Source organism: Corallococcus sp. CA054B (assembly GCF_003611625.1).
GTDB classification, from domain to species: Bacteria; Myxococcota; Myxococcia; order Myxococcales; family Myxococcaceae; genus Corallococcus; species Corallococcus coralloides.
This window is the reverse complement of record NZ_RAVY01000102.1, coordinates 1-18,864: the sequence shown is the minus strand read 5'-3', so window position 1 is coordinate 18,864 and position 18,864 is coordinate 1. Positions and strand designations below refer to the sequence as shown.

Annotated in this window: 17 protein-coding genes; 9 read left to right on the top strand and 8 right to left on the bottom strand. The window is 70.3% G+C overall.

All coding sequences use genetic code 11. The annotated features are described in order from the left end of the window. Window positions 1-2: 2 nt before the first annotated feature. From D7V80_RS23510 to D7V80_RS23485, 6 genes are all read right to left on the bottom strand, one after another. A complete protein-coding gene (locus D7V80_RS23510; protein WP_014399169.1) occupies window positions 3-281 on the bottom strand; it encodes a DUF485 domain-containing protein in 279 nt (92 codons plus the stop codon). A 43-nt stretch (window positions 282-324) separates the two neighbouring features. Continuing rightward, a complete protein-coding gene (gene acs / locus D7V80_RS23505) occupies window positions 325-2,289 on the bottom strand; it encodes an acetate--CoA ligase (protein ID WP_120590285.1) in 1,965 nt (654 codons plus the stop codon). A gap of 11 nt (window positions 2,290-2,300) precedes the next feature. Beyond that, window positions 2,301-3,404, bottom strand: a complete 1,104-nt coding sequence (locus D7V80_RS23500) for a porin (RefSeq protein ID WP_120590284.1) — start codon at window positions 3,402-3,404, stop codon at window positions 2,301-2,303. A 169-nt stretch (window positions 3,405-3,573) separates the two neighbouring features. After that, window positions 3,574-4,959, bottom strand: coding sequence for a sigma-54 dependent transcriptional regulator (locus tag D7V80_RS23495; RefSeq protein ID WP_120590283.1), 1,386 nt, complete (start codon window positions 4,957-4,959; stop codon window positions 3,574-3,576). Beyond that, complete coding sequence (locus D7V80_RS23490) at window positions 4,956-7,910, bottom strand: ATP-binding protein (protein WP_120590282.1); 2,955 nt, start codon at window positions 7,908-7,910, stop codon at window positions 4,956-4,958. Before D7V80_RS23490 ends, D7V80_RS23495 begins: the two co-directional genes overlap by 4 nt. Continuing rightward, complete coding sequence (locus D7V80_RS23485; RefSeq protein WP_120549901.1) at window positions 7,907-8,098, bottom strand: hypothetical protein; 192 nt, start codon at window positions 8,096-8,098, stop codon at window positions 7,907-7,909. Before D7V80_RS23485 ends, D7V80_RS23490 begins: the two co-directional genes overlap by 4 nt. 59 nt (window positions 8,099-8,157) lie before the next feature. Here D7V80_RS23485 and D7V80_RS23480 point away from each other — a divergent pair, with 59 nt between their 5' ends. Continuing rightward, the gene (locus D7V80_RS23480) at window positions 8,158-9,696 is read left to right on the top strand and encodes a GspE/PulE family protein (protein ID WP_120590281.1); all 1,539 of its coding nucleotides are present in this window, start codon (window positions 8,158-8,160) and stop codon (window positions 9,694-9,696) included. Here the strand turns inward: D7V80_RS23480 and D7V80_RS23475 are convergent. Continuing rightward, a complete protein-coding gene (locus tag D7V80_RS23475; protein WP_120590280.1) occupies window positions 9,662-11,263 on the bottom strand; it encodes a PAS domain-containing sensor histidine kinase in 1,602 nt (533 codons plus the stop codon). The two genes, D7V80_RS23480 and D7V80_RS23475, sit on opposite strands and share 35 nt — an antisense overlap. 208 nt (window positions 11,264-11,471) lie before the next feature. Further along, a complete protein-coding gene (locus tag D7V80_RS23470; RefSeq protein WP_120590279.1) occupies window positions 11,472-12,044 on the bottom strand; it encodes a dihydrofolate reductase family protein in 573 nt (190 codons plus the stop codon). Window positions 12,045-12,149: 105 nt separating this feature from the next. Between D7V80_RS23470 and D7V80_RS23465 the strand changes: the two genes are divergently transcribed. From D7V80_RS23465 to D7V80_RS23430, 8 genes are all read left to right on the top strand, one after another. Beyond that, the gene (locus D7V80_RS23465) at window positions 12,150-12,518 is read left to right on the top strand and encodes a hypothetical protein (protein WP_120590278.1); all 369 of its coding nucleotides are present in this window, start codon (window positions 12,150-12,152) and stop codon (window positions 12,516-12,518) included. An 8-nt stretch (window positions 12,519-12,526) separates the two neighbouring features. Beyond that, complete coding sequence (locus tag D7V80_RS23460) at window positions 12,527-13,096, top strand: imm11 family protein (RefSeq protein WP_120590277.1); 570 nt, start codon at window positions 12,527-12,529, stop codon at window positions 13,094-13,096. A gap of 142 nt (window positions 13,097-13,238) precedes the next feature. Then, entirely contained in the window at window positions 13,239-14,471 is a 1,233-nt protein-coding gene (locus D7V80_RS23455) for an AHH domain-containing protein (RefSeq protein ID WP_120590276.1), read from the top strand. Further along, window positions 14,464-15,048 (top strand): imm11 family protein, encoded by a 585-nt coding sequence (locus D7V80_RS23450; RefSeq protein ID WP_120590275.1) that lies wholly within the window; start codon window positions 14,464-14,466, stop codon window positions 15,046-15,048. The genes D7V80_RS23455 and D7V80_RS23450 overlap by 8 nt, the downstream gene beginning before the upstream one ends. Before the next feature lie 11 nt (window positions 15,049-15,059). Then, on the top strand, window positions 15,060-16,265 hold the full coding sequence (locus D7V80_RS23445) for a P1 family peptidase (RefSeq protein WP_120590274.1): 1,206 nt from the start codon (window positions 15,060-15,062) through the stop codon (window positions 16,263-16,265). 80 nt (window positions 16,266-16,345) lie between these two features. Continuing rightward, complete coding sequence (gene eis, locus D7V80_RS23440) at window positions 16,346-17,533, top strand: enhanced intracellular survival protein Eis (protein WP_120590273.1); 1,188 nt, start codon at window positions 16,346-16,348, stop codon at window positions 17,531-17,533. Between the two features lie 74 nt (window positions 17,534-17,607). Further along, a complete protein-coding gene (locus D7V80_RS23435; protein WP_120590272.1) occupies window positions 17,608-18,582 on the top strand; it encodes an NAD(P)-dependent oxidoreductase in 975 nt (324 codons plus the stop codon). A 43-nt stretch (window positions 18,583-18,625) separates the two neighbouring features. Beyond that, window positions 18,626-18,864, top strand: a 239-nt coding sequence (locus D7V80_RS23430) for a WGR domain-containing protein (protein ID WP_120590271.1), incomplete at its 3' end; no start/stop codon positions are given.

The window sequence follows — 18,864 nt, the reverse complement described above, 5'->3', positions numbered from 1 at the left end:
TTTCAGCGGCGCAGTTCGTCGAGCGCGCTGTCGTACTTGCGGTTGGCCCAGCTCATGTAGACGCCCGTCAGCACCCAGGCGAAGAGGATGGTGAGCGCCCCCAGCACGATGCCGACGGACAGCCCCGGCACGAACTGGTGCCCCATCAGCGGCCGGTTGAAGGCCACCAGCAGGATGAAGCCCAGGTAGGCCACCAGCATCGCCACCGTGAGCGCACCGGCCACGCGCCAGCGCCGCGCGGCGAGCGCCTTCAACGCCTCGTCCTTGGAATTGCCGTGCATCGTTTTCCTCCTTGCGAAGCGTGAAAGGGACCGCGAGAGGACTTCAGCGGCGGGGGGCGGGAGGCAGGCCCTTGGTCAGCAGTTCATCCAGCACCGCGGGGTCCGCGAGCGTGCTCGCGTCACCCAGGTTCTCCGTCTCACCGCCAGCGATCTTCCGGAGCATGCGGCGGAGAATCTTTCCAGAGCGCGTCTTGGGCAGGCCCGACACCAGCACCACCCGGTCCGGCGTGGCGATGGGCCCAATCACGTGGCGCACCTGCTCGCGCAACGTGCCCACCATCTTCTCGTCCGGGGTGCGCAGGAAGTCCGGCTTCACCGTGACGAAGGCGCACACGCCCGTGCCCTTCAGGTCGTGCGGGAAGCCCACCACCGCGGCCTCGGCGACGGCCTCGTGGGCGACGAGCGCGCTCTCCACCTCCGCGGTGCCCAGGCGGTGGCCGGACACGTTGAGCACGTCGTCCACGCGGCCGGTGATCCAGTAGTAGCCGTCCTCGTCGCGGCGGCAGCCGTCGCCGGTGAAGTACAGCGGCAGGAAGCGCGCGTAGTACGTCTCCACGAAGCGGGAGTGGTGCCCGTACAGCGTGCGCGCCTGGCCCGGCCACGAGCGCGCGAGGCACAGGTTGCCGCTGACGCCGTTGCCTTCCAGCTTGCGGCCCTCCTCATCCACCAGCACCGGCTCCACGCCGAAGAAGGGCAGGGTGGCGCTGCCGGGCTTGGCGGGCGTCGCACCCGGCAGCGGCGCGATGAGGATGCCGCCCGTCTCCGTCTGCCACCACGTGTCCACCACGGGGCAGCGGCCCTCGCCCACCACGTCGTGGAACCAGCGCCAGACCTCCGGGTTGATGGGCTCGCCCACGCTGCCCAACAGGCGCAGTGACTTGCGGGACGACTTGGTGACGAAGCTGTCGCCCTCCTTGATGAGCGAGCGCAGCGCGGTGGGCGCGGTGTAGAGCGCGGTGGCCTTCAGGTCGTCCACCACCTGCCAGAGGCGGCTGGCGTCCGGCCACGTCGGCGTGGACTCGAAGAGGACGGTGGTGGTGCCGGTGGAGAGCGGGCCGTACACGAGATACGAGTGGCCCGTCACCCAGCCCACGTCCGCGGTGCAGAAGTGCACGTCGTCCGGCTGCGTGTCGAAGATGTAGCGGAACGTCGTGTTCGCGTAGACGAGGTATCCGCCCGTCGTGTGCAGCACGCCCTTGGGCTTCCCGGTGGAGCCGGAGGTGTAGAGGATGAAGAGCGGATCCTCCGCGTCCATCCACTCCGCGGGGCAGACGCCGCGGTGCTTTTGCTGCTCCACGTCCAGCCAGTGGTCGCGCCCCTCGCGCATGGGCACTTCCTTGGGCGTGCGGCGCGCGACGAGCACGGACGCCACCTGGGACAGGCCGTCCAGGGCCTCGTCGGTGATGGCCTTGGTGGCCACGCTCTTGGGGCCGCGCGGGCCTTCATTGGCGGTGATGACGACCTTCGCGCCGGAGTCCAGCACGCGCTCGCGCAGCGAGTCCGCGGAGAACCCGGCGAACACCACCGAGTGCACCGCGCCAATGCGCGCGCACGCGAGCAGCGAGTACACCAGCTCCGGAATCATGGGCAGGTAGACGATGACGCGGTCGCCCTTCCGCACGCCGTGCGCCTTGAGCACGTTGGCCAGGCGGTTCACGTGGTGCGCGAGGTCGCGGAAGGTGATGGTCTCGTACTCGCCGGGCGTGTTCTTCGCCCAGAGGATGGCGGCCTTGTCCGGGCGCGCCTTCGCGTGGCGGTCCACGCAGTTGACGGTGACGTTGAGCTTGCCGCCCACGAACCAGGCGAAGTCGGCGGCCTGTTCATTCACCTCGCGGATGGACTCCGGCGGGTGGAACCAGGAGAGCTGCCGGGCCTGTTCGCCCCAGAAGGCGTCCGGGGCCTCCAGGCTCTGGCGGTAGAGGCGCTGGTACTCCTCCAGGCTCTTCACGTGCGCGGTACGGCGGAAGGCTTCCTTGGGCTGGAAGAGCGAATCCGTGTCGGTGGCCATGGGTGGAGTCCTCAGTAGAAGAGCTGGAGCTGAGCGGTGCCGGTGATGCCCGTGGTCGCGTGGGCGATGTCTCCCACGCGCGACACGGCCACCTCCGTCTTCAGGTTGAAGGTGTGCTTCTGGAACCAGAGGTTGAGGCCGGGCTTGAACGTGAGCAGGTCCGTCCGCGGCACGCGCCCGTTGAAGTACTCGCTGGAGAAGACGGGCTCGACGATGCCGATGCGGTAGCCCAGCTCCACGAAGAAGCCGGTGCCGCTGCGCACGTTGTCGAAGCCCTGCTGCCAGGAGAAGACGTTGCTTTGGAAGACGAACTCCTGGTCGTCGCCGATGGGAATGTCCAGGAACACGTCCGCCGCCAGGGCCACCGCGGAGTGGATGCCGGAGGCGGTGGCGATGGCGCCGTACTGGAAGTCACCGCCCACGCCGAACGACAGCATCGGCTGGTCCGTGAAGTAGATGCCGCGCAGGAACTGGTCGTACTCGTGGCCCCAGACGTTGTAGCGGGCGTGGCCCACGACGCGCGGCAGGTCGTCCGCGTTGACCGTCTGGCCATTCTCCAGCTTCGCGCCCTCCACGCCGTTGAGGATGGCGGCGCGGTACGTCCAGGGGCCCGCGAAGCCGCGCACCTGCACGCCCATGTCGCGCCACACCTTGCCCACGCCCAACGGGTAGCGGATGAGGTCGGAGTGGTAGTCCACCGTCTGGAGCGCGATGGCGCCCTGCAGCGCGTGGTGCGACAGCGGCGCGAGGATGAAGCCCGCCTCCACCCACGTCTTGTCGGCGAACTCGTACGCGACCGTGGCGTCCTGGATGAAGAAGGCGACGCTGTAGTCGCCGTTCTTGCCGAAGTTCGGCTGGTCCGTGTCGATGAAGAACGACAGCTTCTTCGTGATGTTGCCGAAGATGAGCAGCCGCACGCGGCGCAGGAAGAAGTCCGTCCCCACGCCGCCCGTGGGCGCGCCGTCCTTGACGAGCTGCATCTGCGGATGCAGCAACACGTCCACGTTGAGGACCGCGTCCTCGCCCAACTGGAGCTTGCCCGCCGCCGCCGGCAGCGCGGTCAGCAGGGCCGTGAGCACCAGGAACCGCGAAAGGGGAGGGGGGACGGGGCGCATGGGTCCCCATCCCCTGAGCAACGCCCGTTCCACCCGGGCACGCTCCGGGTTTCAGGACCTTGGGGGTTGGCTCGCCGCGTCAGGATGTGGCGGAAGGTGACAGGGCGTTACTCCCCGTAACGATTCGTGCAGCGCGTCGTAACACCCGCCCGGGGGCTCGGGAGACGCCTCAGGCGCGGGTGCGCGGGATGCCCAGCCGCTGACGCTTCTCCCAGAGCGTCTTGCGGCTGATGCCCAGCCGGCGGGCGAGCTCCGTCTCGCCCATGCGGTCCTGGTGCTCCAGCACGAAGCGGCGGAAGTACTCCTCCATGGAGTCGGGCGAGCGTGGGTCCTCGCTCGCCGGGACGGGCGGGAAGTCCGTCTCCTCCAGCGCAGGGGGATTGCCGTCCGCGCCCGGTCCGCCCGGCGGCTCCAGCGCCAGCAGGTCGGCGGTGAGGAGCGGTCCGTCCGCGAGGATGACCGCGCGCTCGATGGCGTTCTCCAGCTCGCGCACGTTGCCCGGCCAGGGGTGCTGCGCGATGGCCGCCAGCGCGTCCGGGGACAGCGATGCGGGCGGGCGCCCGACGCGGCGGCTGGCCCGCTCCAGCAGGTGCTTCGCCAGCGCGGGCACGTCCTCGCCGCGCTCGCGCAGGGGCGGCAGGCGGATTTCGACGACGCGCAGGCGGAAGTAGAGGTCCTGGCGGAACAGCCCCTCCTGCACGCGGCGGGGTAGGTCGCGGTGCGTGGCCGCGAGGATGTGCACGTCCACCTTGCGCGAACGCGTGGCGCCCACCCGCCGCACCTCGCCGTCCTGGAGCATGCGCAACAGACGCGCCTGCGCGGGCGCGGGCAGCTCTCCAATCTCATCCAGGAAGAGCGTGCCGCCGTGCGCGGCTTCCACGAGTCCAGCGTGCGCGGCCTGCGCGCCGGTGAAGGCGCCCTTCTCGTGGCCGAACAGCTCGCTCTCCAGCAGGCCCTCCGGGATGGCGGCGCAGTTGACCGCGATGAGGGGCCCCTCCGCGCGCGGGCTCTGCGCGTGGACGGCGCGGGCCACCAGCTCCTTGCCGGTGCCGGACTCGCCCAGCACCAGCACGGTGGCGGCGGACGGGGCCACCTTGCGCACGCGCTCGAACACGTCGCGCATGGCGGGGGAGTTGCCCACCATGCCGCCGGGGGACCAGGTCTGCTCCACCTCGCGCTTGAGGGCGGCGTTCTGGCGGGTGAGGCGGCCCTCGCGCAGCACGCGCTCCACCTGGAGCAGCAGCTCGTCGTGGTCGAAGGGCTTCGCGATGTAGTCCACCGCGCCCAGCTTCATCGCGTCCACGGCGGACTTCACCGTGGCGAAGCTGGTCATGATGAGCACCGGCACGCCCGGACACAGCGCGATGATGTCCGTGCCTGGTGGCCCGGGCAGGCGCAGGTCGGAGATGACCAGGTCGAAGGCGTCCAGCGCGTGCTCGGCCGCGGCCTCCGGCACGGCGCCGGCTTCCGCCACGTCGTGGCCCGCGCGGGTGAGCAGACGGCGCAGCTCCGTGCGGATGATGGGTTCGTCCTCGATGACCAGGATGCGGCTCAAGCGGAGGCCTCCTGCTTCAGCGTGTCAGCACGGGGCAGGCTCAGCGTCACGCGGGTGCCGCCGTCCTGACGGCCCTCGATGCGCAGCGTGCCGCCGTGCTCGCGCACGATGCCCTCCACCAGCGTGAGGCCCAGGCCGGTGCCTTCGCCGGGCTGCTTGGTGGTGAAGAACGGCTCGAAGATGCGTTGCGACAGCTCCGGGGCGATGCCGTGCCCCCGGTCCTCCACCTGGATGCGCACCTGATCTCCAGAGGCTTCCGCCAACAGCTCCACGCGCGAGCCCGCGGGCGACGCGTCGATGGCGTTGGTCAAGAGGTTCACCAGCACCTGCTCCAGCCGCTGCGCGTCGCCGCGCACGTCCAGCCCGTCCGGGCTCTGGTGCGTGCACGCCACGTCGCGCGCCTTGCGGGACAGCCGGGCCAGCTGCGCGGCCTCCGCGAGCAGCGGACCCACCGCCACGCGCGTGAAGGGCCGGGACTCGCCGCCGACCGTGCCCGAGTGGCCGAAGCCCACCAGCGCCCGGACGATGGTGTCGATGCGGCGGCACTGCTGGAGGATGAGCCCCACGCGCTCGCGCACGGCCTCCGGGTCCTCCAGTTCATACTTGAGGTTCTGGCTGATGCTGGCGATGGCGGTGAGCGGGTTGCCAATCTCATGCGCCACGCCCGCGGCCACCCGGCCCAGCGACGCGAGCCGGTCCTGGTGCGCGAGCCGCGCGTCCACCGCCTTGCGCTCCGTCCAGTCCTCCACCAGGAACGTGATGCCCGTCTCCCCGCCGCTGGCGCCGTCCGAGGGCGCCAGCCGCGAGCGGTGCAGGCGCAGCAAGCGCTGCTTGCCGCCCACGGTCACGCGCACCTCGTGGTCGCCGCCAGGGGCCCGCGCGAGCTCCGCGAACAGCGGCCCCCAGGGCTCCGGCAGGCGCGCGAGCGGCACGCCCCGCGCGGAGTCCATGGGCACGCCCGACAGCGCCTCCAGCGCGGCGTTCCAGATGACGACCTCGCCGTCAGGCCCCATGGCGCACACGCCCAGGGGCAGGTCCTCCAGGATGCGGTAGAGGTAGCGGCGCACGACCTCCAGCTCGCGCAGGGGGCCGCGCATGTCGCGCGCGTCGCGCAGCCGCTCCTCCACGAAGCGCAGCTGATCCGCCAGCGCCGTGCGCGCGCCAGGGTCCAGCCGCAGCGCTTCGCCCACCGCGAGCCGCGCCAGCACCGGGCCGATGAGGCCGGAGAGATTGCGCTCCACGCCGTCGCGCAGGCGGCGCAGCTCCGCGGGCCGGCGCTCGTCGGGGGACATCTCCAGCGCCTCGCGCGCGCGGTCCACCTCCGCCGCGGCCACCTGCGCGCCCAGCACGGGCTCCAGCTGCCGGCGGAACTCGTCCGGGGAGCTGGCCGCCACGCTGCCCTTCGCGAGCCCCGGCGCCTGGCGCGTGCACACCCGCGCGGCCTCCCTCTCCTCCACCGACTGGCGCGTGACGAGCGACACCGCCACGAAGCACAGGGAGTTGAGGGCCAGCGAGGTGAAGGTGGCGAAGCCCCAGGGTTCCTCCGCGCTGAAGCCCAGGCTCACGGAGACCTGGTTGGTCCAGGCCACCAGTGACGGCGGCTCCCACAGGGGGGCCAGCAGCGTGAGGGCCCACGTCGCGCCGCCCGCCAGCAGCCCCGCGAGCAGCCCCGCGCGCGTGGCCTTGGGCCACATCAGGAGCCCCAGCACGCCCGGCGCGAACTGCGCGGTGGCCACGAAGGACACGAGCCCCAGGTCCACCAGCCCCGTCGCCCGCGCGTTCAGCAGCCGGTAGAAGCCGTAGCCCGCGAGGATGATGGCGGCGATGAGCACGCGCCGGGCCCACAACAACCACCCGTAGAGGTCGTCCCGTCCGCGCGTGGTGCCCAGCGGCAGCACCAGGTGCGTCAGGCACATGGGCGCGAGCGCGAGCGTGGTGACGATGACCATGGCGCTCGCCGCGGACACGCCGCCCAGGAAGGCGATGAGGGCCAGCAGCGGGGCGCCCTGGGCGATGGGCACGGAGAGGACGTGGAAGTCCGCGGGCCAGGGCAGGCCCAGCGCCTCTCCGGACCACAGCAGCACGGGCACCGCCGCGTTGATGAGCAGCATCAACAGCGGGAAGGCCCACGCGACGGTGGCCAGCCCGTCGCGCTCGGGCGCTTCGGTGAAGGCCACGTGGTACTGCCGGGGCGTGAGGAACGCGGCGATGGTGGAGAGCACCAGCAGCGGCGCCCAGGGCGCGTCGCGCGCGGGACGCTGGAGCGCCTCCACCGCTTCGGGGTGGCGGGTGAGCCAGTCATTGAGCCCGCCCACGCCGCCGAAGACGGACACCACGCACCAGCCCGCGACGATGAGCAGCGCCAGCAGCTTCACGCCCGACTCGAAGGCGATGGCCAGCATCAGCCCCTCGTGCCGCTCGCGCGGGGCGGGGTGGCGGGCACCGAAGAGGAGCGAGAAGACGATGAGCACGCCGCAGAAGCCGGGCCCCACCAGCGCCGGGGCCGCCGCGGGGCTCAAGAGGCGCGCGGACTCCACGACGGCGCGAATCTGGAGCGCCAGGTAGGGCAGGCTGCCGGCCAGCGCGAACAGCGTCACCGCCGTGCCCGTCACCTGGCCGGGGTAGCGGAAGGCGAGCAGGTCCGCGAGCGAGGTGAGCTGCAGCTCGCGCGTCAGCCGCAGCAGCGGACGCCACAGCACGGGGGCGAGCAGGCACGCGAGCGTGAGGCCCAGGTAGATGCCCAGGTAGCGGAAGCCATGGCGGGCCGCGTAGCCCACGCTGCCGAAGTAGGACCAGGACGTGGCGTACACGCCCAGGGCCAGCGCGTACGTCAGCGGGTGCTGGGTGATGCGAGGAGAGATGCGGCCCCGCTCCGCCGCGTAGGCCACCAGGAACAGCACGCCCAGGTAGGCCACGGAGGCGACGACGAGCGGGCCCGGCCCCAGCGTCATGGGCGCAGGCTCCGGTGCGCCACCCAGCCGCCCAGGGCGATGACGCCCAGCCACACGAGGAAGGGGAGCGAAGCGGGAGCCCCTTCGGCCAGCCACAGCCGGCGCAGCGGCGAGCCGAACAGCAGCACCGCCACGGCGAACACCAGCAGCGACGGCATGGCGGGAGGGTCCGCGGGGGGCCGCGACATGCCGGGGACGATAGCAGCCCTGTCAGGCCGCGAGGGGCGCCGTGATAAGCCGGCAGGCCATGGCTCCCCCGGATGTACCCCCGTTCTCCGAACTGCCCCAGTTCACGCTGGACCGTGAATCGCTGCGCCTGCTCCCCGAGTCCTTCTGCCGCCGCCTGGGCGTCGCGGTGATGGGCAAGGTGGACGCGGCCCACGACACGGAGCCCGTGACGGTGGCGATGCTGGACCCGGAGGACGAGTCCGTGCGCTACCGCATCGCGGACTTCCTGCGCCGGCCGGTGCGGCCCGTGCGGCTCAACCGTTACGAAATCGACTCGGCATTGGAAGTGGGCTTCGGCGCGGGAGCGCACGCGTCGGTGGACGTGGTGCTGAAGGCCGGCGCGGCGCTGTCCCCACGGCCCACGGCGGTGGAGCTGGTGAACCACGTGCTCGCGGTGGCGGTGACTCAGAACGCGTCCGACATCCACCTGGAGAGCTACACGGACGACGTGGACCTGCGCTACCGCATCGACGGCATCCTCCACCAGACGTACACGGACATCTCCCCGGACTCGCTGCCGGAGGTGGTGAGCCGCATCAAGGTGATGGCGGGGCTGGACATCATGGAGAAGCGGCGGCCCCAGGACGGCCGCCTGCGGGCGCTCTACGAAGGGGCGGCCGGACGGAAGTTCGTGGACTTCCGCGTGAGCGTGGTGCCCTCGCCCGCGGGCGAGGACGTGGTCATCCGCCTGCTCGACGCCACGCTGGGCCTGGTGCCGGTGGAGAAGTTGGGGATGACGCCGGAGCTGCAGGCCACGGTGCTGCGGCTTTTGGGAAACCCGGAGGGGCTGGTGCTGGTGACGGGCCCCACGGGCAGCGGGAAGACGACGACGTTGTACGCGGCGCTGGCGCGGCTCAACGACGGGCGCAAGAAGATCATCACCGCGGAGGACCCCATTGAATACGTGGTCCCCAAGGTGAACCAGAAGCAGGTGTCGCCGCAGATGCCGCACCTGACGCTGTTGCGAGCGCTGCTGCGGCAGGACCCCAACGTGATGCTGGTGGGTGAGATTCGAGACCTGGAGACGGGCAGCACCGCGCTGATGGCGGCATCCACGGGGCACGTGGTGCTGGGCACGCTGCACACGGCGGATGCCATTGGCGCGGTGAGCCGCCTGCGCGGGTTGAAGCTGGAGGACGGCGACATCGCGGAGGCGCTGCTCGCGGTGCTGGCGCAGCGGCTGGTGCGGCGCATCTGTCCGGAGTGCTCCGCGCCCACCCACCCCACAGCGGATCAGCTGGCGCTGCTGGGGCCGCTGCTGGACGGCGTGCAGCCCCGGGCAGGGCAGGGCTGCGAGGCGTGCCGCCACACCGGCTTCAAGGGGCGCGTGGGGCTCTTCGAGCTGCTGGTGGTGGACCCGGAGCTGCAACTGCTCATCGCCACCGGGGCGCCGGGCGTCCAGCTGCGCCGGCACGCCCGGGCGCGGGGCTTCCGCACGCTGGTGGAGGACGCGCTGGCGAAGGTGGCGGCCGGGGTCACCACGCTGCACGAACTGACGCGCGTGGTGCCCTACCGCTACATCCTCACGGCTCGGGAGGAGCGTCCGGCTCCGGGGTGAGGTCCGGGCCCGGGGGCAGCATCACGGTGAAGGTCGAGCCCTCGCCGAGGCTGCTGCGCACCTGCACGATGCCGCCGTGGGCCTCGATGATCTGCTGGGTGATGAAGAGCCCCAGCCCCAGGCCGCCGTAGTTGCGTTCGGAGACGGCGCGCACGAAGCGCTCGAAGACGCGAGGCTGGTCCTCGAGCGGGATGCCGATGCCTTCGTCCTTCACGCTCAGCACGGCGAGTCCGGCGTCCATGCGCACCCGGATGAGGACGGGCTTGCCCGCGCCGTACTTGAGCGCGTTGGTGAGCAGGTTGGTGACGACCTGATCCACCCGGGACCGGTCCCAGTGGCCCATGATGGGCGTGGCGGCCTCCAGCGTGACGGTGCAGCCGACCTGCGCGGACTGGGGCGCGTAGCGGGTCACCACCTCCCGCGCGAGCGAGGCCAGGTCCATGGGTGCCCGGTCCAACCGCAGCTGGCCCATGCTGATGCGCGACACGTCCAGCAGGTCCTCGATGAGGTCCGACAGCTTGCGCACCTGGCGGCGCGCCACCTCCAGGTCGCGGGCGATGCGCTCCACGGGCAGGGTGGCGGAGGGGTTGTTCTCCACGGTGCGCAGCAGGGCCGTGAGCTTCAGCTGGAGCGGGGTGAGCGGCGTCTTCAGCTCGTGCGAGGCGACGGAGAGGAACTCATCGCGGGCGCGCACGGCGTCGCGGAGCATCTCCAGCTCGCGCCGCTCCTGGTGCTGCTTGCGCTGGGTGATGTCGCGCGTCACCTTGGCGAAGCCCCGGAGCTTGCCTGACGGGTCGTGCAGCGCGGTGATGACGACGCTGGCCCAGAAGAGGCTGCCGTCCTTGCGGACGCGCCACGCCTCCTCCTCGAAGTGGCCCTCCCGGGTGGCGACCTGGAGGGCGTACCAGGGCTTGCCCCGGGCCACGTCCTCCGGGGGGAAGAAGCGGCTGAAGTGCTGGCCGATGATCTCCTCGGCCTTGTACTGCTTGAAGCGCTCGGCGCCCGCGTTCCAGGTGGAGACGCGGCCCTCTGCGTCGAGCATGTAGATGGCGTAGTCCTGGATGTGCTCGACGAGCAGGCGGAAGCGCTCCTCGCTCTGCAGCAGCTGCTCCTGGGCGAGCTTGCGCTCGGTGAAGTCGCGCGTCACCTGTCCGTAGCCCACCAGCTGGCCCTGGAGGTCACGCATCGCGGTGATGACGACGTTGGCCCAGAAGAGGCTGTGGTCCTTGCGGACGCGCCAGCCCTCCTCCTCGACGCGGCCCTCGCGATTGACGATCTCCAGGTCCTGCTGGGGCTTGCCGCGGGCGATGTCCTCGGGGGTGTAGAAGCGGCTGAAGTGCTGACCGAGGATCTCCTCGGACCGGTAGCCCTTGATGCGTTCGGCGCCGGTGTTCCAGCTCATGATGTTGCCTGCTGGATCCAGCGTCAGGATGGCGTAGTCCTTCACGCTGTCGATGAACAGGCGCAGCTGTGCCCCCATGTCCCGAGCCGCGCTGGGGGACGCATAGGCGATGTCGCCACCGCTGGCGGACGAAGGAGGCGGGCTGTCGTCCAGGGGACTTCTCATAGACGCTCCATCGTAACGCACGGTGCGGGGTCAGCGGCGAGGAACGACAGAGGGGATCCATCCACCATCCAACCCTGCCGGCACACCGGGCTTCCGAGCAGGGCGGAAGCTCGCACTCTGCGTGGAGAACCCGTCGGTTTCCAGGTCCCGGATTGGCCTCAGGTCCAATGCGTGGGCCGGATGCCTGCGTGACGCGCGGCCGGCCCGGCTAGGGCTTGAGGTGGTCGTAGCTCAGGAAGACGACGCCGCAGTCGAGCGTGCGCGTGCCTGTGAGGCGCAGGCGGTGGGGGGCGTAGCCCGTTTCGACGAGGCGGATGCCCTGGCCCACGACGACGGGGTTGATCTTGATGATGAACGCATCGATTTCGGGAAGCAGCTCGGCCGCGAGCGCGCCGCCGCCGCACAGCCAGATGCCCAGGCCGTCACGCGCCTTCAGTTCGCGCACGGTGGCGAGCGGCGTGCTGGAGAGGTTGACGGCGGGGTCGGGGCTCTTCGTGAGGGTGCGGGAGAAGACGTAGTGTTCCAGGTGCGGGTACGCGTTGGTGACGCCCGCGTCCAGGCCGACCTGATAGGTGTTGCGGCCCTCCAGCACGGTGTCGAAGTGCTTGCCCGGGCCGGTGATGCCCTTGAAGGCGCGGTAGCCGGCGGGGAGCGTCTCCGGGTACTCGGCGGCGATGGCGTCGAAGTAGTCCTGCTCCGTGCTGAAGTAGTCGTACGCGCCGGTGGGCGAGGCGATGAAGCCGTCGAGCGAGGTGGCGACGTAATAGGTCAGTTTCCGCATGGGCGTGCTTCCTCCTGACGCCAGGGCTTAGCACGGGTGGGCGGACGCGCCTGTTAGAACGGCGGCGTCGGTTGCCTGCGCGGCAATCACAGAGGAGGGAGTGTCATGAGATTCCTGTGGGTGCTGGGAGGAATGGTGCTGGGTTCGGTCCTGACGCTCATCGCCGGGGTCGCGCTGTGGCTGCATGACACGGGGCCCACGCGAGCGGGAATCGAGGTGCGCGTGGAGAACCGCACCGGCCAGGACGTGCGCGAGGTGCGCATCGAGCACGACCGAGGCCAGGTCATCTACCGCGCCATGGGCAAGGGGGACACCGTGGCCCTGAGTTATCCCGTCCGAGGCGAGTCGTCATACAGCCTCATCGCCGTGCTGGAGGACGGACGGGAGCTGCGAGGCGGCGCGGGCTACATCGAGCGCGGAGCGCGGACGCGGGAGGTGCTGGAGCCGGAGCGGGTGGTCTCGTCGGAACCGTGAGCCGTGCGATGCGACACTTCTTCGAGCTCGACTTCGACATTGATGCACCGGGCCGCTGGTATCTGCGGGAGCCCACTGGCCTGGATGGGAAACCGGTTCCTGACATCTGGGCGTTCGTGTCCGGGAAGACCGTCACAGACCCCGGGCCGCTCCGTGTGCCGCTGTCACGGCCCGGGCGGCCGCTGGACTTCGACAAGACAACGGTGGCCGGAACGCCCATCGTCAGTGGGCGCATCGCGTCTGTATTCCGGGAACTGGCACCGCATGACGTGCAGCTCTTTCCAGTGGAGGTCCAGGGGCAGTCCGAACCGTTCTACCTGCTCAACGTGGTGCGCGTGATCCGCTGCATCGACGATGCCGCCTGTGAAGAGGCCCGGCTCTGGACACCCGAGGATGGGCGTCCCGAAAAGGTGGGCGAGTACCACGTCGTTTCCGGCTTGCGCATCGACACCTCGAAGGTGGGCAACGCCGTCGTCTTCCGCCCCTGGGGCTATCTCCTGCCCATCATCCTCCATGCTCGGCTCAAGGCCGCACTGGAGCAGACCGGCATCGTGGGAGGACAGTTCGTCGAGGTGTAGAACGCGGGCCCATGGAACTTCGTCCCGCTGTCCTCCTGGGCTTGGTTGAAACCGCGCATGGGATGGTACGAGGAGATCAGACGCAGGAAATGCTGTAGCTGAAGCGGATGGTCTCGTCGGATCCGTGAGCCGTGGAGGGCACATGAAGCTCTGGGCAATAGCCGCGCTGTTGTGGCTGACAGCGGGCTGCGCGACGACGCGTGTGGTGAACCTGGACACGGGGCGGGGCAGGCCCATCGCCTATACGCCGGCGGAGACGAAGCCGGTGCGTATCGACGAGGAGGCGTTCAAGGACGCGGTCACGCAGCTCGTGCTCGAGTTGAAGTTGGATGTCGCGCTCCGGGAGGAGGGCCGGCGCTCCCTGCTCGCGTCGGCGGGTGGCATCGTCGACGGTGTTCGAGGCCGGCAGGCGCTCCGCTTGAGCGACGACTTTCCCTTGGATCCGATGGCGCGGTGGAGAATGGCGCTCTCCTTCGCGCTCGATACGGTCTGGGAGGGAGTGGCGGACGCGGTGGAGGACCTGATGGACCCCGCCGCGCTGCGGACCATGGTCACGGCGATGATTGGCACCGCGATGGTGATGCTGGTCGCGCCGGAGCCCATCACCAAGCTGGTCGCGGTGGTGCTGACGGCGTCGCTCATCGCGTATCTGGGCACCGGGCCCGTGTGGAACCTGGGACAGGCCTTCTTGCGGCTCATGGATGAGTCCCGGGACGCCAGGGACGAGGCTGCGCTGAAGGACGCAGGGCATCGCTTCGGACGCGTGCTGGGGGACAACGGGGCCCGGGTGCTGGTCATTGTCGCGATGACGGCGCTCGGTGGCAGGAATGCGATGGCTGCGCAGGCACCCAGGATGCCTGGCTTCCCGCAGGCGGCGTTGAGGGCGGAGGTGGAGGGTGGATTCCAGCTGTCGCGGGTGCTGGCCGGGGAAGTGCGGTCCATCTCCGTGTCGTCAGCAGGAGTGCTCAACGTCACGTTGGCGCCCACCGCGGTGGCGGCAGTCGCCATGGGGCCCGGGGGCGGAGGGATTCAGGGGGACCCGGAGGGAGATGTTCATCACATCTGCACGGACAAGAACGAGGTGTCGGAGCAGTCAGGTGGCCCCTGGACGCCCCTCTTCGAACCCTTCTTTGAACAGGCGGGAATGAGCCTCAATGACGCGGCGAACCTGGTTCGAATCAACGGGCATCGAGGACCTCATCCTGCAGAATACCATCAAGAAGTGTTCAATCGACTCACCCTGGCGATGGCGAAATGTAGGGGTGTCGCGCAGTGTCGGACTGCGTTGGTGGACGTCCTGACAGCTATCGCGGAAGAACTGACGACTGCGGGCACCCTCATGCGAAAGCTCATCACCAGGGATCCCAATGCCTGACGTGAAGCAACGGCGGTTCTTCGACCTGTTCATCGACGCGTACGTACCGGGGCGCTGGTACTTCAAGACACCGACCCATGCTGACGGTCAACCCTTGGAGGACCCTTGGGTGTTCACGGATGGGGTGTTCATTCCCGACCCCGGCCCGCTGCGGGTTCCGCTCTCCCGTCCTGGGATGCCCCTGGACTTCACCTCCGCTGGCGTAGGGGTTACGCCCGTTCTCAGTACTCGGACCGCAGAGGTTTTTCGCGCGCTGGCCCCCACCGACGTGCAGCTCTTTCCAGTGCAGGTCGAAGGGCAGGTCGAGCCTTATTTCCTCCTGGTCGCGGCGCGCACGGTCCGATGCGTTGATGAGGCCGCGAGTGAAGAGTTCAAGCTGTGGACTCCTGAGGACGGGCAGCCCGAAAAGGTCGGGGGATACAAGTACGTCGCCGGGCTGCGTATCGACAAAACAAAGGTTGCTGACGAGCGCGTGTTCCGCCCGTGGGGACTTCGGTCCTCGCTCATCGTCGATGGACAACTCAAGGCCGCACTGGAACAGACCGGCATCGTGGGAGGACAGTTCGTCGAGGTGTAGAACGCGAGCCCATGGAACTTCGTCCCGCCGCCCTCCTGGGCCTGCTGTGCCTCCTTCCAATCACAAGCACCGCGCGTCCTCGGTCCAGTGACCTGGGCATCCCCTTTGGTGGCCAGCCCGGTGCGCTCAATGCCATCACCGACGTGAAGGGCGTGGAAGTGGGCCATGTCACGCTGAACACGGGCGCTCAGGTGCGGACCGGCGTCACCGCCGTGCTGCCCCGGGGCCGCGAGGCCGTGGCGCAGCCTGTCTTCGCGGCGACCCATGACCTCAATGGCAGCGGTGAGATGACCGGCACCCATTGGGTGAAGGAGTCCGGCCTGCTCTCCGGCCCCGTGATGATCAGCGACACCCACGCCGTGGGCGCCGTGCACGAGGGCGTCATCACCTGGGCCCAGAAGCGCGACCTCACCTGGGAGCTGGGCCTTCCCGTGGTCGCGGAGACCTGGGATGGCTTCCTCCACGACATCGATGGCTTCCACGTCCGACCCCTGCACGCGATGCAGGCGCTCGACGCCGCGCGCCCGGGCCCCGTCGCGGAAGGCTCCGTGGGCGGCGGCACCGGCATGATCTGCCATGGCTTCAAGGGCGGCATCGGCACGGCCTCCCGCAAGCTCCCGGCGGAGCAGGGCGGCTACACCCTCGGCGTGCTCGTGCAGTGCAACTACGGCAGCCGCCGCCTCTTCTCCGTCGCGGGCGCTCCCGTGGGCGAGGAGATTCCCGACCTGCGCTCCTGCTACTTCGGAGACGCCCCTCCCAAAGGGCCCTACCGCGCCAACCTGCCGCCCTGCTCGCGGCGAGCCAGCGCCGGTCCGCCGCCTCCGGAAGGCATGGGCTCCATCATCATCGTGGTGGCCACCGACGCGCCGCTCCTGCCGCACCAGCTCGACCGCGTGGCCCGGCGCGTGCCGCTCGCGATTGGGAAGCTGGGCGGCCTGGGAGAGAACTCCTCCGGCGACATCTTCCTCGCGTTCTCCACCCAGCCCGTGAGCTCCACGGAGGTCGCTCCGGTCTCCATGCTCGACAACGAGCGGATGACCCCCCTCTTCGAAGCCACCGTGCAGGCCACCCAGGAGGCCATCCTCAACTCGATGCTCGCCTCCGACACGATGACCGGCTTCCAGAGCGTCCGCGTCCATGGCCTGCCACCCGAGCGGCTGGTGAAGGCCCTGCGGAAGTACGGACGCCTGCCGCCGGCTCCGAAGCCCACGAAGTGACAGCGGATCCGCGCGGCCTTTCCCACGCTCCAGCCTCTGCGCCATGCTGTGCCGCCTGACTTGAAGCAAGGGGATGAGGGATGGAGACGGACAACTACGGACCGCCGAAGGATGAGCAGGAACTGGCCGCCATCGCGGACATCACCACGCAGGCGTTCGCCATGCCGCTCGCGGACTCCGAGACCGTGGTGCGCAAGAACTTCTCTGAATCCTCCCTGCGCATCCTGCGCGTGAACGGTGACGTGGCCGCCACGCTCACCCTCATCCGCATGGGCCAGTTCCTGGGCGGCCGCTCGGTGCCCCTCATCGGCGTGGGCGGCGTGGGCGTCGCTCCCGCGCTCCGGGGCGCCGGCGCGGCCACGCGCCTCTTCCATCGCTTCCTGCGCGAGATGCGCGACGAAGGCGCACCCCTCTCCGTCCTCTACCCCGCGACCCAGCCGCTCTACCGGCGCGTGGGCTACGAGGTCTCCGGCGCGCGCTACGAAATCCACGTCGAAGCGGCCTCGCTGGAGCTGGGGGAACGCTCGCTGTCCCTGCGCCCCATGCGCCCGTCCGACGACGCGGCGGTGGAGGCGTGCTACCGGCGCTTCGCCTCCCAGCACCACGGCTGGCTGGACCGGGGGGACTACATCTGGCGGCGCGTGCGCACGCCCCGCAACGACACCGCCTACGGCTACGTCGTGGAGGGCGCGTCCGGCATCGAGGGCTACGTGTACCTCGTGCGGAGCCTGTCGCCCCAGGGCGCCGTGCCCACGCAGGTCCTCAAGCTCACCGACTTCACCGCCACCACGCCCGCCGCCGCGCGACGGCTCTTGCGCTTCCTGGGCGACCACCGCTCGCTGGCGCGGGACGTGATGTGGTTCGGCGGCGCGGACGAGCCGCTCCTCGCGCTGCTGCGCGAACAGACCTACCAGGTGAAGCTCTCCATGCACTGGATGACGCGCCTGCTGGATGTCCCCCGCGCCCTGGAGGCACGCGGCTTCGCCCCCGGCCTGTCCGGCGCGCTCCACCTGGACGTGGAGGACGACCTCCTCCCGGAGAACACGGGGCGCTTCGTGCTGGAGGTGGAGGGCGGCACCGCCCGCGTCCGGCCCGGCGGCGAGGGTCGCCTCAAGCTGCACGTGCGCACCCTGGCGCCGCTCTACACCGGCTTCCTCACGCCTCGCGCACTCCAGCTCGCCGGCATGCTGACCGGGGACGACGCGTCGCTCGACACCGCCAGCGCCCTGTTCGCGGGCCCCGCCCCCTCGCTGCGCGACATGTTCTGACGGACTCGCGCGGGCTACCCGGCCCGCGCCGGGAGTGGTAGGAGCGGCGTCCTCGGACGAAGGAGGCTTCACACGTGCGCGCGTTCGTCACCGGTGGCTCGGGGTTCGTCGGGAAGCACCTGCTCGCGGCGCTCGCGAAGCGCGGAGAACCGGCGCGCGCGCTGTCCCGCTCGCCAGAGGCCGCGCAGGCCATCCAGGCCGCGGGCGGCGAGCCGTGGGAGGGTGACCTCAGCGATCCGGAGCGCCTGCGCCTGGGCATGGAGGGCTGCGACACCGTCTTCCACGCCGCCGCGCACGTGAAGATGTCCGGTCCCCGCGCGGCCTTCTATGAAACCAACGTGCGCGGCACGGAGGCCGTGCTGGAGGCGGCGCGCGCGGCCGGCGTGAAGCGCTTCGTGCACGTGAGCACGGAGGCCGTGCTCGTGGACGGCGGCCCCATGGTGAACCTCCATGAAACGCACCCGCTGCCCGAGCGCCCCGTGGGCCCGTACCCGTCCACGAAGGGCCAGGCTGAACGGCTCGTGCTCCAGGTCAACTCGCCGGAGTTCACCACCGTCGCCGTGCGGCCCCGCATGGTCTGGGGGCCGGGGGACACCACCGTGCTGCCCGCGCTGGTCGCCGCGGTGAAGTCCGGGCGCTTCCGCTGGATTGGCGGCGGGCACTACCTGACGTCCACCTGCCACGTGGCCAACGTGGTGGAGGGCATGCTGCTGGCCGCGGAGAAGGGGCAGGGCGGTCAGGCGTACTTCCTCACCGACGGCCCGCCCGTGGAGTTCCGCGCCTTCGTCACCGCGCTGCTGAAGACGCAGGGCGTGGAGCCCGGCGACAAGACCCTGCCCACCGGGCTGGCCGCGACCGTGGCCGTGGTCAGCGACTTCGTCTGGGACCTCTTGGGCCTCAAGAGCGCGCCGCCCCTGTCCCGCACGGAGCTGCTGCTCGCGGGGCAGGAGGTGACGGTGAGCGACGAGAAGGCCCGGCTGGAGCTGGGCTACACGGGCAGCGTGTCGCGCGATGAGGGGCTGCGCTCGCTGGCCACGAAGGCGGACTGAAGCGCGCGAAAAGTCCCCCGGGGTTGGAGTAGCCTCCCGGGTCATGCGCAGGTTCGAGTTCGTCGACGGCAACAGCTCCAAGTTCTGGATGCCCGAGGTCCAGGGCGCCACCTTCATCGTCACCTACGGTCGCATCGGCACCGCGGGGCAGCGCAAGGAGAAGGCCTTCCCGGACGAGGAAGCCGCCCTGCGCGAGTACAACAAGAAGGTCGCGGAGAAGGTCCGCGAGGGCTACGCCGAGGTGAGCACCGGCGAGGCCCCGCCCGCGCCGCCCCCGAAGGC

Excerpts from the sequence above, each read along its gene's own strand:
- D7V80_RS23470 (WP_120590279.1), bottom strand. The coding sequence starts at position 12,044 with ATGCGGAAACTGACCTATTACGTCGCCACCTCGCTCGACGGCTTCATC.
- D7V80_RS23475 (WP_120590280.1), bottom strand. The coding sequence starts at position 11,263 with ATGAGAAGTCCCCTGGACGACAGCCCGCCTCCTTCGTCCGCCAGCGGT.
- eis (WP_120590273.1), top strand. The coding sequence starts at position 16,346 with ATGGAGACGGACAACTACGGACCGCCGAAGGATGAGCAGGAACTGGCC.
- D7V80_RS23485 (WP_120549901.1), bottom strand. The coding sequence starts at position 8,098 with ATGTCGCGGCCCCCCGCGGACCCTCCCGCCATGCCGTCGCTGCTGGTG.
- D7V80_RS23500 (WP_120590284.1), bottom strand. The coding sequence starts at position 3,404 with ATGCGCCCCGTCCCCCCTCCCCTTTCGCGGTTCCTGGTGCTCACGGCC.
- D7V80_RS23445 (WP_120590274.1), top strand. The coding sequence starts at position 15,060 with ATGGAACTTCGTCCCGCCGCCCTCCTGGGCCTGCTGTGCCTCCTTCCA.
- D7V80_RS23455 (WP_120590276.1), top strand. The coding sequence starts at position 13,239 with ATGAAGCTCTGGGCAATAGCCGCGCTGTTGTGGCTGACAGCGGGCTGC.
- D7V80_RS23460 (WP_120590277.1), top strand. The coding sequence starts at position 12,527 with ATGCGACACTTCTTCGAGCTCGACTTCGACATTGATGCACCGGGCCGC.
- D7V80_RS23465 (WP_120590278.1), top strand. The coding sequence starts at position 12,150 with ATGAGATTCCTGTGGGTGCTGGGAGGAATGGTGCTGGGTTCGGTCCTG.
- acs (WP_120590285.1), bottom strand. The coding sequence starts at position 2,289 with ATGGCCACCGACACGGATTCGCTCTTCCAGCCCAAGGAAGCCTTCCGC.
- D7V80_RS23480 (WP_120590281.1), top strand. The coding sequence starts at position 8,158 with ATGGCTCCCCCGGATGTACCCCCGTTCTCCGAACTGCCCCAGTTCACG.
- D7V80_RS23510 (WP_014399169.1), bottom strand. The coding sequence starts at position 281 with ATGCACGGCAATTCCAAGGACGAGGCGTTGAAGGCGCTCGCCGCGCGG.
- D7V80_RS23450 (WP_120590275.1), top strand. The coding sequence starts at position 14,464 with ATGCCTGACGTGAAGCAACGGCGGTTCTTCGACCTGTTCATCGACGCG.
- D7V80_RS23490 (WP_120590282.1), bottom strand. The coding sequence starts at position 7,910 with ATGACGCTGGGGCCGGGCCCGCTCGTCGTCGCCTCCGTGGCCTACCTG.